The organism is Pseudomonas sp. DW-iso3 (assembly GCF_058725305.1).
Window position 1 is genome coordinate 398,162 of the sequence record NZ_JBZXDZ010000005.1, and the last position, 12,283, is coordinate 410,444.

The window sequence follows — 12,283 nt, forward strand, 5'->3', positions numbered from 1 at the left end:
TCCTGTAGGTGCGAGCAAGCTCGCTCCTGCAGGTTACATGCGGAACACGCCGAAGCGGCTCGGCTCGATGGGGGCATTCAGCGAAGCGGACAAGGCCAGGGCCAGCACGTCTCGGGTCTGCAGCGGGTCAATCACACCGTCGTCCCACAGGCGTGCGCTGGAATAGTAGGGGTGGCCCTGGGTTTCGTACTGGTCGAGGATCGGCTGCTTGATCGCGGCTTCTTCTTCGGCGCTGAAACCCACGCCGACGCGCTCAGCCTGCTCACGCTTGACCTGCACCAGCACGCCGGCGGCCTGTTCGGCGCCCATCACGCCAATGCGTGCATTCGGCCACATCCACAAGAAGCGTGGGTCATAGGCGCGGCCACACATGCCGTAGTTACCGGCGCCAAAGCTGCCGCCGATGATCACGGTGAACTTTGGCACCTTGGCGCAGGCCACTGCGGTGACCAGCTTGGCGCCGTGCTTGGCGATGCCACCGGCTTCGTATTTCTGGCCGACCATGAAGCCGGTGATGTTCTGCAGGAACAGCAGGGGAATCCCGCGCTGGCACGCCAACTCGATAAAGTGCGCGCCTTTTTGCGCGGCTTCGGCAAACAGGATGCCGTTGTTGGCCAGGATCGCAATCGGGTAGCCGTGCAAGTGCGCAAAGCCGCATACCAGCGTGGTGCCAAACAGCGCCTTGAACTCATCGAACACCGAACCGTCCACCAGCCGCGCGATCACTTCGCGCACATCAAAGGGTTGCTTGGCGTCGGCGGGGATCACGCCGTACAGCTCTTCGCTGCTGTAAAGCGGCGCCACGGGCGTACGTTGCAGCAACCCGCCCTGTTTGCGCCAATTGAGGTTGGCCACGCTGCGCCGGGCCAGCGCCAGCGCGTGTTCATCGCTGTCGGCATAGTGATCGGCCACGCCGGAGATCTTGCAGTGCACATCGGCACCGCCGAGGTCTTCGGCACTCACGACTTCACCGGTCGCGGCTTTCACCAGTGGCGGCCCGGCGAGGAAGATGGTGGCTTGCTGGCGCACCATGATCGCTTCATCCGCCATGGCCGGCACGTAGGCGCCACCGGCGGTGCACGAGCCCATCACCACCGCAATCTGCGGAATGCCCTGTGCACTCATGTTGGCCTGGTTGAAGAAGATCCGCCCGAAGTGCTCGCGGTCGGGGAACACCTCGTCCTGACGCGGCAGATTGGCGCCGCCGGAGTCGACCAGGTAGATGCATGGCAGGCGGTTCTGCTCAGCGATGGTCTGGGCGCGCAGGTGTTTTTTCACGGTGAGCGGGTAGTAGGAGCCGCCTTTCACCGTCGCATCGTTGGCGACAATCATGCATTCGACGCCTTCCACCCGGCCGATCCCGGCAATCACTCCGGCGGCGGGTACGTCCTCGCCATACACCTGATGGGCGGCCAATTGGCTGAGTTCAAGAAACGGCGAGCCGGGATCGAGCAACCGATTGATACGTTCACGAGGCAACAGTTTGCCGCGTGAGGTGTGCCGCTCCTGGGCCTTGGCGCCGCCGCCTTGTTGCACGTGGGCAAGCAGGCTGTGCAGGGCGTCGACCTGTTGGCGCATCGCCGCGCTGTTGGCGGCAAACTCCGCCGAGCGCGGGTTGAGTTGGGTATGCAAGGTGGCCATGGTGCGCTCCTTCAGCGGGTTTCGTTGAAGAGTTCGCGACCGATCAGCATCCGGCGGATTTCACTGGTGCCGGCGCCGATCTCATACAGCTTGGCGTCGCGCAACAGGCGCCCGGCCGGGAATTCGTTGATATAGCCATTGCCACCGAGGATCTGAATCGCATCGAGGGCCATTTGCGTGGCGCGCTCGGCGCTGTAGAGGATCACCCCGGCCGCATCCTTGCGCGTGGTCTCGCCGCGCTCGCAGGCCTGGGCCACTGCGTAGAGGTAGGCACGGCTTGCGTTGAGTTGGGTGTACATGTCGGCAACCTTGCCCTGGATCAGCTGGAATTCGCCGATGCTCTGGCCGAACTGCTTGCGGTCGTGGATGTAGGGCACGATCAGGTCCATGCACGCCTGCATGATCCCGGTAGGGCCGCCGGACAGCACCACGCGTTCGTAGTCCAGGCCGCTCATCAGCACTTTGACGCCGCCATTGAGCGTGCCGAGGATGTTTTCCTCCGGCACTTCCACGTCATCGAAAAACAGCTCGCAGGTGTTGGAGCCGCGCATGCCCAGCTTGTCGAACTTGTTACTGCGGCTGAAGCCTTTCCAGTCGCGCTCGACGATAAAGGCGGTGATGCCGTGCGGACCCTTTTCCAGGTCAGTCTTGGCGTAGATCACATAGGTGCTGGCGTCGGGGCCGTTGGTGATCCAGGTCTTGCTGCCGTTGAGCACGTAATGGTCGCCGCGTTTGTCGGCGCGCAGTTTCATCGAGACCACATCGGAGCCGGCATTAGGCTCGCTCATGGCCAGGGCGCCGACGTGTTCGCCGCTGATGAGTTTGGGCAGGTACTTGAGTTTCTGTTCGTGGTTGCCGTTACGGTTGATCTGATTCACACACAGGTTGGAATGCGCGCCGTAGGACAACGCCACCGACGCCGAACCCCGGCTGATCTCTTCCATCGCCACCACGTGGGCCAGGTAGCCCAGGCCGGCGCCGCCGTATTCTTCCGGGACGGTGATGCCCAACAGGCCCATGTCGCCGAATTTCTGCCACAGGTCGGCGGGGAACAGGTTGTCACGGTCGATCTGTGCCGCGCGCGGCGCGACTTCCTTGCTCACGAAGGACTGCACCTGGTCGCGCAGCATGTCGATGGTTTCACCGAGGGCGAAGTTCAGGGACGGGTAACTCATGGACAGGCACCTTAATGTGAGCTTTGTTTTTGTGTGGAGGGCGCGCCAGGGGAGGGCGCTCACCTTTACGTTAACGTAAACTTGCGTTACGGCGGTGTCAATCGTAGTTTACGTTTACGTCAACCTACAAAAAAGACAAACAGGGGTCGTTATGGATCAACCGAACCAGAGCTACAGCCGTGGCTCCCAGGACAAGACCTTGCTGGCCATGACGATTGGCCAAGCCTTTGATCGCACCGTCGCGCAATTCCCCGATGGCGAGGCCCTAGTGGTGCGACACCAGCAGCGTCGTTACACCTGGCGGCAATTGGCCGAAACGGTCGATTTGCACGCCCGTGCCTTTCTCGCCCTGGGTATGCAGACCGGCGACCGCCTGGGTATCTGGGCACCCAATTGCGCCGAGTGGTGCATCAGCCAGATCGCCAGCGCCAAGCTCGGCGTGATCCTGGTCAATATCAACCCGGCGTACCGCAGCAGTGAACTGGAATACGTGCTCAAGCAGTCCGGCTGCCAGTGGCTGGTGTGCGCCGGGTCATTCAAGACCTCCGACTACCACGCGATGCTGCAGGCACTGAACCCCGATCTGCGCGGCATGATCAGCCTAGACCCCAGCCCGCCCCCGGGATTCCTGCCCTGGGCGCAATTGGCCGCGCTCGGGACAGGCATCCCGCTCGAACAGTTGCACAGCCGCCAGGCCAGCCTGCACTTCGACCAGGCGGTGAATATCCAGTACACCTCCGGCACCACCGGTTTTCCCAAAGGCGCCACCCTCAGTCACCACAACATCCTCAATAACGGTTACTTGGTCGGCGAAAGCCTGGGCCTGACCGCGCAAGACCGCCTGGTGATCCCGGTACCGCTGTATCACTGCTTCGGCATGGTCATGGGTAACCTGGGCTGCATCACCCATGGCACCACCATGATCTATCCCAATGACGGCTTCGACCCGCTGCTGACGCTCACCGCCGTCGCCGAAGAGCACGCCACCGGCCTGTACGGCGTGCCCACCATGTTCATCGCTATGCTCGATCATCCACAGCTGGGCGGCTTTGACTTGTCCAGCCTGCGCACCGGCATCATGGCCGGCGCCACGTGCCCCATCGAAGTGATGCGCCGGGTGATCAGCGAGATGCACATGAGCGAGGTGCAGATTGCCTACGGCATGACGGAAACCAGTCCGGTGTCCTTGCAGACGGGGGCGGATGATGACCTGGAGCGCCGCGTGACCACGGTCGGGCGCACCCAGCCGCAGTTGGAAAACAAGATTATCGATGCCGACGGCAATACGGTGGCGCGAGGCGAGATCGGCGAGTTGTGCACCCGTGGCTACAGCGTGATGCTTGGCTACTGGAACAACCCCGATGCCACCCGCGAGGCCATCGACGACGCTGGCTGGATGCACACCGGCGACCTGGCGAGCATGGACGCCCATGGCTACGTGTGCATTGCCGGGCGCAACAAGGACATGATCATCCGTGGTGGCGAGAACGTGTACCCGCGTGAGCTGGAGGAGTTTTTCTTCACCCACCCGGCAGTGGCGGATGTGCAGGTCATCGGCATTCCGGATGAGCGTTACGGTGAAGCCATCGTCGCCTGGGTCAAGTTCCATCCAGGCCATGTGGCCAATGAGCTTGAGCTGCAAACCTGGTGCAAGGGCCGCATTGCGCACTTCAAGACGCCCAAGCATTTCAAGTTCGTGGAGGAGTTCCCGATGACGGTAACGGGCAAGATCCAGAAATTCCGCATGCGCGAGATCTCAATACAAGAGCTGAAGAACGCGCTCTAGCTAATGACGCATTACCAATGTGGAGCGGACTTGCTGCGAATAGGGTGCCTCAGTCGCCACCTGTATCGACTGAACCACCGCATTCGCGAGCAAGCCCGCTCCTGCATTTTTTGACGCGTGCCAGGCCAGGGTTTATCAATTCCCAGAAAGCACAAAGGGGACCCGAGGGTCCCCTTTAATTTGTCGTTGCGTGCTCTTTTTTTATTATTGAGGGGCGGTCTATTGTTGTTTTTGGCAACCGTTACCCTTTACCGCTGTTTTTGGCGACCCCCATGCGGGGTCAAGAGCAAACGTATTTTTTTGAACGCTGATCTGCTTCTTCGTTATCGATCCAACCAGTGGGTAGCTACCTGAGGTAGTTTTATTTTTCTCTAACCGGTTGCGGGTTTCGGCATGCCGTACCCTGCGAAGCACATCTTCTCCAAAAAAATCTGTTAGCTGCGTCTCTGCCGTGTTGTTTTTGTTATGTCAGAGTCGTTTCGTCTTATTTTTATTAGGTTTGGCGCTTTTTATTCTTGTTATGCCATAGAGATAGCAGAAGCCGTGCCAACTTTTAAAAATGCTTTAAAATCAATAACATAATTTTTATGTAGGGATTGGCCTACGGCAAATACGACAAAATATGTTCCCGTGTTACTCGATGTGTAGCAGGGCGGTAACACATTCTTACCGCTAAGCTACTCAACCGGCGTTACGCGCCTTCGCCACGCGCGACCCGGTAGGCCTACCCAGCACGCTGCTGATTTGCTGGCCCGCGCCGATCAAGGCCTCCAGGTCGATACCGGTCTCGATACCCAGGCCATTGAGCAGGTACACCACATCTTCGGTGGCGACGTTACCGCTGGCACCTTTGGCGTAAGGGCAGCCGCCGAGGCCCGCGATAGAGCTGTCGAACACCGAAATCCCTTCCAGCAGGCTGGCGTAGATGTTCGCGATGGCCTGTCCATAGGTGTCATGGAAGTGCCCCGCCAGCTTGTCCCGTGGCACCTGCGCACCGACCACCTCGAACAGGCGACGCGTGGCGCCCGCTGTGCCGGTGCCGATGGTGTCGCCGAGGGACACCTCGTAGCAGCCCATGGCATACAACTCCCGTGCGACCGCCGCCACTTGCTCTGGCGCGATCTGACCTTCATAGGGACAACCCAGCACGCACGAGACATAACCCCGCACGCTGACCCCATTCTGCTTGGCCGCCGCCATGATCGGCGCGAAGCGCTCCAGGCTTTCGCTGATGGAACAGTTGATATTGCGCTGGGAAAACGCCTCGGATGCCGCCGCAAACACCGCCACTTCCTTCACGCCGGCCGACACTGCGTCCTCGAAACCGCGCAGGTTCGGCGCCAGGGCACCATAGGTCACGCCAGGCTTGCGCTGGATCTGCGCGAAGACCTCGGCGGAACCGGCCATCTGCGGGACCCACTTGGGCGATACAAAACTGCCGACTTCGATATAACTCAGGCCCGCCGCGCTGAGGGCGTCCACCAACCGGACCTTGTCCGACACGCTGATGGGCTGGGCTTCGTTTTGCAGACCGTCGCGTGGGCCGACTTCCACCAGGCGGACGTGTGAGGGGAGTGACATGGCAGTTACCTTCTGATCAATGGCCGGCCTGGCGCATGGTGTGGGCCAGGGCCTGGGTGCAGCGTTCTTCGGCGGTGTCCAGTTCCAGCTTCATCTGTTCGATGTCCAGCAGTTGCTGTTCCAGCTGTTCACGGCGCTCGGCAATTTTTGCGAGCATGCTGTTGAGTTGCACATGGTTGCCGCTGGTGGGGTCGTAGAGTTCGATCAACTCACGGCATTCCGCCAGGGAAAAACCGATCCGTTTGCCGCGCAGGATCAGCTTGAGGCTGACCTTGTCCCGCGCCGAGTAGATGCGCTCCTGGCCCCGGCGTTCCGGAGCCAGCAGGCCTTGTTCCTCGTAGAAGCGAATGGCGCGGGTGGTGATGTCGAGCTCGCGGGCGAGGTCGGAGATGCTGTAGGTAGTGCTCATGGCGGCGCTCAAGAAGGTCTTGGCGCTAAGCTAATGGCAGGTTGACGTAAGCGTCAAGCTCAACCCTGTAGGCGCTAGCCTTAGGGTTGTTGCTTGTCGAGCTTCTTTTCGTGCGCCGTGACCTGCTGGCACAACTCGATCATCTGCTCACGCATCCAGCGGTTGGCCGGGTCCTGGTCGGTGCTTTCGTGCCAATACAAATGGGTTTCCACCGGCGGCACGTCGTTGACCGGCAGGTTGAACCAATGCAGTTCGTGGCGGCGGGCGAAGCGCTCGGGCACGGTCATCACCATGTCGGTCTGCTGCAGCACCTGCGAGGCCATCAGGTAGTGCTGGGAACGCAGAGCGATCTTGCGCTGCAGGCCCATCTTGCCCAGTGCCAGGTCCACATGGCCCAGACCGTTGCGCCGGCTGGAGATATGGATGTGGGTCAGCCCCAGGTAATCATCCAGGGTCAGCTTGTCCTTGCCCGCCAGCGGATGACCCTTGCGCATGGCGCACACGTAGCGGTCTTCCATCAGCTTGACGTGTCGCACCTGCGGATCGGTGTTGAGCGGCGCGTCCACGGCAAAGTCCAGGCGCCCGGCGGCCAGTTCCTTGGTGGTTTCGCGGCGTTTGGACAGGAAACTCTCGATCACCACGGTAGGCGCCAGGCGGCGCAGACGCTGAAACAGCAGCGGCAGGATCACCGCTTCGGTGAGGTCGGTCATGCTGATGCGGTAGGTCTTGGCCGCCTGTTGCGGGTTGAAGATGCGGCTTTCCTGCACCGACACCCGCAGCAACGACAACGCATTGCGCACCGGGCCGATGATGTTCTGCGCCATCGGCGTGGGCACCATGCCTTGGGCGGTGCGCACGAACAGCGGGTCGTTGAAGGTCTCGCGCAGGCGTGCCAGAGCGTTGGACACCGCCGGCTGGGTGATGCCGACAATCTGCCCGGCGCGGGTCAGGTTGGCTTCGGTGTAGATCGCGTCAAAGACGATAAACAGGTTGAGGTCGACCTTGCTCAGATTCATTTCGTAGCGCTCTTATTGTTAGGTGGCCATACGTCGATCATATATCGGTGATGAATGTTAATACACGCCGAGAATAGGCTAGGTAAATTATCAACGCTGTTCTAGCATCGATTGCATGACCTAAACAACCTCTCAGAGAAGGGAGCTGCTCATGGATTTCGCCTATTCGCCCAAGGTTCAGGAACTGCGTGAACGCGTCACTGCGTTCATGGACGCTTACGTGTACCCGGCCGAGCCGGTATTCGAACGCCAGGTCAGCGAAGGCGACCGCTGGCAGCCCACCGCAATCATGGAAGAGCTGAAGGCCAAGGCTAAAGCTGAAGGCCTGTGGAACCTGTTCCTGCCGGAGTCCGAACTGGGCGCCGGCCTCACCAACCTCGAATACGCACCGTTGGCTGAAATCATGGGCCGTTCGCTGTTGGGCCCTGAGCCGTTCAACTGCTCCGCCCCCGACACCGGTAACATGGAAGTGCTGGTGCGCTATGCCAACGAAGAGCAAAAGCAACGCTGGTTGGAGCCGTTGCTGCGCGGCGAGATCCGCTCGGCCTTCGCCATGACCGAACCGGATGTGGCGTCCTCAGACGCCACCAACATGGCCGCCCGCGCCGAGCGCCAGGGCGATGAATGGGTGATCAACGGCAAAAAGTGGTGGACCTCCGGCGCCTGCGACCCGCGCTGCAAAATCCTGATCTTCATGGGCCTGAGCAACCCGGACGCACCGCGCCACCAGCAACATTCGATGATCCTGGTGCCGGTGGACACCCCCGGCGTGAAGATCGTGCGCCCGCTGCCGGTGTTCGGCTACGACGACGCGCCCCACGGCCATGCCGAAGTGCTGTTCGACAATGTGCGGGTACCCTACGAAAACGTGCTGCTGGGTGAGGGGCGGGGCTTTGAGATCGCCCAGGGCCGCCTTGGTCCGGGCCGTATCCACCACTGTATGCGCTCCATCGGCATGGCCGAGCGCGCACTGGAACTGATGTGCAAGCGCTCCGTCAGCCGGACTGCATTCGGCAAGCCACTGGCGCGCCTGGGCGGCAATATCGACAAGATCGCCGACTCACGCATGGAGATCGATATGGCACGCCTGCTGACCTTGAAGGCGGCGTACATGATGGACACCGTGGGTAACAAAGTCGCGAAAAGCGAAATCGCCCAGATCAAGGTGGTCGCGCCGAATGTGGCCTTGAAGGTGATCGACCGCGCGATCCAGATCCATGGTGGTGCCGGTGTTTCCAACGATTTCCCGCTGGCCTACATGTACGCCATGCAACGCACCCTGCGCCTGGCCGATGGCCCGGACGAAGTACACCGGGCGGCGATCGGCAAGTTCGAGATTGGCAAGTATGTGCCTAAAGAGCTGATGCGCGGCGGGCAGTAAGACCGAGCCGCCTGCATCACGGGCAAGCCCGGCTCCCACATTAGATGGCGTTTACATGAACGACTCGATCCACTGTGGGAGCCGGGCTTGCCCGCGATGAGGCCGGCCCGAACACCACAACGCTCAAGGTTCAGTAGACCCAAACCTCCACGCGCCGATTCTTGATCCGGCCTTCATCCGCCGTATTCGCCGCCACCGGCATCTGCGCGCCAAACCCTCGGATATCGCGCAATAACACGCCGTTCTTGACCAATTCCCGGCGCACCGCCATTGCCCTGAGTTTCGACAGCAATGCCGCCCGCTGCGGGTCATTCTTGGCATCTCCAAACCCCACCAGCGTCACCTGTTTATCCAGCTTGTCGTGGCTTTTGAGATACGCCACCACCCGCTGCAGATCCTGGCGTGCCTTGTTGTCCAGGCTGGCGCTGCCTTCCTCGAAACGAAAATTCACCGTCAGGCGCTGAGCATCACGTGCGATCGCTTGATAGTCCTCAGGCATCGACGCGCGCGGCTCCACGGCGATCGCCTGCACCTGCTGCGCGATAAAGCCGTTGGTTGCCACAATCGCCTGGCCCTTGCTGCTCTGGCTGAAGTCCACCAGCGCCTTGGCCCATGGATTGCGACTGGATGGCGGCAAGTAAAAGAACAGTCGACGTGAGAGTGGATAATCCTCGGTAGCAATCAGGCTGTTCAGCGGCAGCATGGGGTGCGAGTCGCCATCCACAATCGCCACCGCCTTGGCCTGGCGTACGTAGGGCAGGCCGATAAAGCCGATGCCTTGGGGGTCCTGGCTGACCGCATCGGACAACTGCTCGCTGGACTCGAAACGTGTGGCGCCCGAGGCGAGCGACTTGCCACGCAGGCGCAGTACCAGTTCCTTGAAGGTGTCATAGGTGCCCGACTGATCATCCCGTGCGTACACGTGGATCGGCCCACCCACGCCACCCAATGCCTCCCAGGTGCTGATCTCGCCATTGAAGACCTGCGCCAGTTGCTCGGTATTCAGGGTGTTCAGCGGGTTTTGCGGGTGGAGGATGATGGCCAGGCCATCGATGGCGATCACCTGTTCGGCTTCGGGGCTTTTCAGGTCGCCGAGGGGTTCGAGGTCCACCAGTTCGCTGTCCTTTATCGGGCGCGATGAGGCCGCCAGGTCGGCAGTGGATTTCTTTAGGGCAGTGAAACCGGTGCTTGAACCATGAGCGGCGATTTCGATGATCACCGTCTTGCCTTGGCGGGTCTTGCCGATCACGCGCTGTTCATTGGCGCCTTCCGCCGGTTCACCGTGCACCGCCTGCAAACCCTGATGCTCCATCAAGCCCTTGACCAGCGCCGGGCCCAACGCCGCGCCAATGGTATTGGAACCCTGGATGCGTAAAGCAGGGCCTTGATCGGGAGCGGGTAGGGGGGCGGAAACAGCGTAGAGAGGAAAGAGTGCCAGCAGAAACAGAACGCGCAGCATCATGCCGGCACCTTCTTAAGCCAAAGGGAGTGCCGCGAGAATAAGTCAGGCCGGTTGCAGAAATATGACTGATAAGCCAAGGATCCAATTGTGGGAGCTGGCTTGCCTGCGATAGCGGTGTATCAGCAAACCAATCTTTCACTGGCCCACCGCTATCGCAGGCAAGCCAGCTCCCACATTGAATGGTGGTGTCAGCTCAATTCAAGCCAGATCGGCGCATGGTCCGACGGTTTTTCCAGCCCCCGCAGTTCGTAGTCCACCCCGGCATCCTTGACCCGCGACAGCAGGCCATTGGAGGCCAGGATCACGTCGATGCGCAGGCCGCGCTTGGGCTCGTCTTCAAACCCACGGCTGCGGTAGTCGAACCAACTGAAACGATCGGCAACGTCCGGGTTGAGGTGGCGGAAGCTGTCCACCAGGCCCCAGTTCTTCAGGCGCGCCATCCACTCGCGCTCTTCCGGCAGGAAGCTGCACTTGCCGGTCTTCAGCCAGCGCTTGGCGTTGTCGGCGCCGATGCCGATGTCGATGTCTTCCGGGGAAATATTGATGTCGCCCATCACCACCAGTGCCTGGTCATTGCTGAACTGGCTTTCCAGCAGTTGCTGCAAGTCTTCGTAGAAGCGCTGCTTGGCCGGGAACTTGGTGGGGTGGTCACGGCTTTCGCCCTGGGGGAAGTAACCGTTCATGATGGTGACCGGGTGGCCATTCTCGTCGGCGAAGGTGCCCCAGATAAAGCGGCGCTGGGCATCTTCTTCGTCACTGGCGAAGCCTTTGTGCAGGCTCAACGCCGGCTGGCGCGAGAGCAGGGCGACACCGTAGTGACCTTTTTGGCCGTGGTAGTACACGTGGTAGCCAAGGGCCTGTACTTCGGCGAGTGGGAATTGGTCATCGTGGACCTTGGTTTCCTGCAGGCCGATCACATCGGGCTGGTGCTTTTCAATCAGCGCCGCCAGCTGATGAGGGCGGGCGCGCAGCCCGTTGATATTGAAGGAGACGATTTTCATGGTCGGCAGTCCAGTCCTGGCAAAAGGGCGATGCTAGCGGACAAGACGGACGGGGGCCAGCGTGGCGGTAGGACAGATGCACTGCTAATGTCTGGGAACGACTGATGCTGTGTAGGTTCGTACCATAAGAGCGCCATCCTTTCAGTGGCGCCCAGGGAGATTGACGGTATGCCGGACACTTCAACTGCAATCGCTGAAATTCGCCTGCTCAACAGCGGCTATTCACGCGAAGCCCGTTCCTTGTTGTACCAGGCTTATCGGCATGAGCCGACGTTCGCCTACATCTTCGAAGCCGAACGCCCTGGCTATGAACAGCGGGTACGCGCCACCGTGCGCGAACTGGTCAAGCAGCACTTCTTTCAGAAACTTCCGGCCATCGGCCTGTTCGTCAACGACCGGCTGATCGGTATCGCCCTGATCGCACCGCCGCAGCGGCGCCTGGGCATCACCGAAAGCTGGGCCTGGCAACTGCGCATGTGGCTGAGCACGGGTGTGCGCGGTACGCGACGTTACCTCGACTACCATCACGCGGTGCTGGCGTGCCTGCCCACTGAATCAGTGCATGTGCTGCCGTTGTTGGGTATTCACCCGCAATTCCAGGGCAAACACTACGGCGAGCAGTTGCTGGAGGCCGTGCACAATTGGTGCGCCGAAGACCCGCATTCGTCTGGCGTGGTACTGGACACGGGCAACTCGCGCTATCTGGAGTTCTATAAGCGTCAGGGCTATCAGGAAATCGGTGAAGTCGCTGTAGGCCCCATCCTGGAGCATGTGTTTTTTCACCCCAATCCCCAGTCGTTACATGCTGCAACGGCTTAATACAGAATTATT

Annotated in this window: 10 protein-coding genes; 3 read left to right on the forward strand and 7 right to left on the reverse strand. The window is 60.7% G+C overall.

Features of this window, described 5'->3' with window-relative positions:
* Window positions 1–33: 33 nt before the first annotated feature.
* Both AC4PS7_RS16950 and AC4PS7_RS16955 read right to left on the reverse strand, forming a co-directional pair.
* The gene (locus AC4PS7_RS16950) at window positions 34–1,641 is read right to left on the reverse strand and encodes a carboxyl transferase domain-containing protein (protein WP_010209467.1); all 1,608 of its coding nucleotides are present in this window, start codon (window positions 1,639–1,641) and stop codon (window positions 34–36) included.
* Window positions 1,642–1,652: 11 nt separating this feature from the next.
* The gene (locus tag AC4PS7_RS16955; protein ID WP_047540818.1) at window positions 1,653–2,816 is read right to left on the reverse strand and encodes an isovaleryl-CoA dehydrogenase; all 1,164 of its coding nucleotides are present in this window, start codon (window positions 2,814–2,816) and stop codon (window positions 1,653–1,655) included.
* A gap of 151 nt (window positions 2,817–2,967) precedes the next feature.
* On the opposite strand from AC4PS7_RS16955, the gene AC4PS7_RS16960 reads away from it, so the two are divergent.
* Entirely contained in the window at window positions 2,968–4,602 is a 1,635-nt protein-coding gene (locus AC4PS7_RS16960; RefSeq protein ID WP_042572117.1) for an AMP-binding protein, read from the forward strand.
* A gap of 681 nt (window positions 4,603–5,283) precedes the next feature.
* On the opposite strand, the gene AC4PS7_RS16965 is transcribed toward AC4PS7_RS16960, so the two are convergent.
* The 3 genes from AC4PS7_RS16965 to AC4PS7_RS16975 all read right to left on the reverse strand — a co-directional run bounded on the left by AC4PS7_RS16965 (window position 5,284) and on the right by AC4PS7_RS16975 (window position 7,608).
* A complete protein-coding gene (locus tag AC4PS7_RS16965; RefSeq protein ID WP_010209470.1) occupies window positions 5,284–6,183 on the reverse strand; it encodes a hydroxymethylglutaryl-CoA lyase in 900 nt (299 codons plus the stop codon).
* Between the two features lie 16 nt (window positions 6,184–6,199).
* Window positions 6,200–6,592, reverse strand: coding sequence for a MerR family transcriptional regulator (locus AC4PS7_RS16970; RefSeq protein ID WP_010209471.1), 393 nt, complete (start codon window positions 6,590–6,592; stop codon window positions 6,200–6,202).
* An 80-nt stretch (window positions 6,593–6,672) separates the two neighbouring features.
* Entirely contained in the window at window positions 6,673–7,608 is a 936-nt protein-coding gene (locus AC4PS7_RS16975; RefSeq protein ID WP_010209472.1) for a LysR family transcriptional regulator, read from the reverse strand.
* A gap of 151 nt (window positions 7,609–7,759) precedes the next feature.
* Here AC4PS7_RS16975 and AC4PS7_RS16980 point away from each other — a divergent pair, with 151 nt between their 5' ends.
* Window positions 7,760–8,989: an acyl-CoA dehydrogenase gene (locus AC4PS7_RS16980; protein WP_021492800.1), complete on the forward strand. Its 1,230-nt coding sequence runs from the start codon at window positions 7,760–7,762 to the stop codon at window positions 8,987–8,989.
* Window positions 8,990–9,119: 130 nt separating this feature from the next.
* On the opposite strand, the gene AC4PS7_RS16985 is transcribed toward AC4PS7_RS16980, so the two are convergent.
* Together AC4PS7_RS16985 and xthA are read right to left on the reverse strand one after the other, a co-directional pair.
* A complete protein-coding gene (locus AC4PS7_RS16985; protein WP_492179632.1) occupies window positions 9,120–10,451 on the reverse strand; it encodes a substrate-binding domain-containing protein in 1,332 nt (443 codons plus the stop codon).
* 188 nt (window positions 10,452–10,639) lie between these two features.
* Complete coding sequence (gene xthA / locus AC4PS7_RS16990) at window positions 10,640–11,452, reverse strand: exodeoxyribonuclease III (RefSeq protein ID WP_010209477.1); 813 nt, start codon at window positions 11,450–11,452, stop codon at window positions 10,640–10,642.
* A 168-nt stretch (window positions 11,453–11,620) separates the two neighbouring features.
* On the opposite strand from xthA, the gene AC4PS7_RS16995 reads away from it, so the two are divergent.
* Complete coding sequence (locus AC4PS7_RS16995) at window positions 11,621–12,271, forward strand: GNAT family N-acetyltransferase (protein WP_010209479.1); 651 nt, start codon at window positions 11,621–11,623, stop codon at window positions 12,269–12,271.
* The last annotated feature ends 12 nt before the right edge of the window (window positions 12,272–12,283 follow it).

Bases quoted from the DNA above. Each gene is read 5' to 3' on its own strand.
- AC4PS7_RS16950 (WP_010209467.1), bottom strand. From the start codon at position 1,641: ATGGCCACCTTGCATACCCAACTCAACCCGCGCTCGGCGGAGTTTGCC.
- AC4PS7_RS16955 (WP_047540818.1), bottom strand. From the start codon at position 2,816: ATGAGTTACCCGTCCCTGAACTTCGCCCTCGGTGAAACCATCGACATG.
- AC4PS7_RS16960 (WP_042572117.1), top strand. From the start codon at position 2,968: ATGGATCAACCGAACCAGAGCTACAGCCGTGGCTCCCAGGACAAGACC.
- AC4PS7_RS16965 (WP_010209470.1), bottom strand. From the start codon at position 6,183: ATGTCACTCCCCTCACACGTCCGCCTGGTGGAAGTCGGCCCACGCGAC.
- AC4PS7_RS16970 (WP_010209471.1), bottom strand. From the start codon at position 6,592: ATGAGCACTACCTACAGCATCTCCGACCTCGCCCGCGAGCTCGACATC.
- AC4PS7_RS16975 (WP_010209472.1), bottom strand. From the start codon at position 7,608: ATGAATCTGAGCAAGGTCGACCTCAACCTGTTTATCGTCTTTGACGCG.
- AC4PS7_RS16980 (WP_021492800.1), top strand. From the start codon at position 7,760: ATGGATTTCGCCTATTCGCCCAAGGTTCAGGAACTGCGTGAACGCGTC.
- AC4PS7_RS16985 (WP_492179632.1), bottom strand. From the start codon at position 10,451: ATGATGCTGCGCGTTCTGTTTCTGCTGGCACTCTTTCCTCTCTACGCT.
- xthA (WP_010209477.1), bottom strand. From the start codon at position 11,452: ATGAAAATCGTCTCCTTCAATATCAACGGGCTGCGCGCCCGCCCTCAT.
- AC4PS7_RS16995 (WP_010209479.1), top strand. From the start codon at position 11,621: ATGCCGGACACTTCAACTGCAATCGCTGAAATTCGCCTGCTCAACAGC.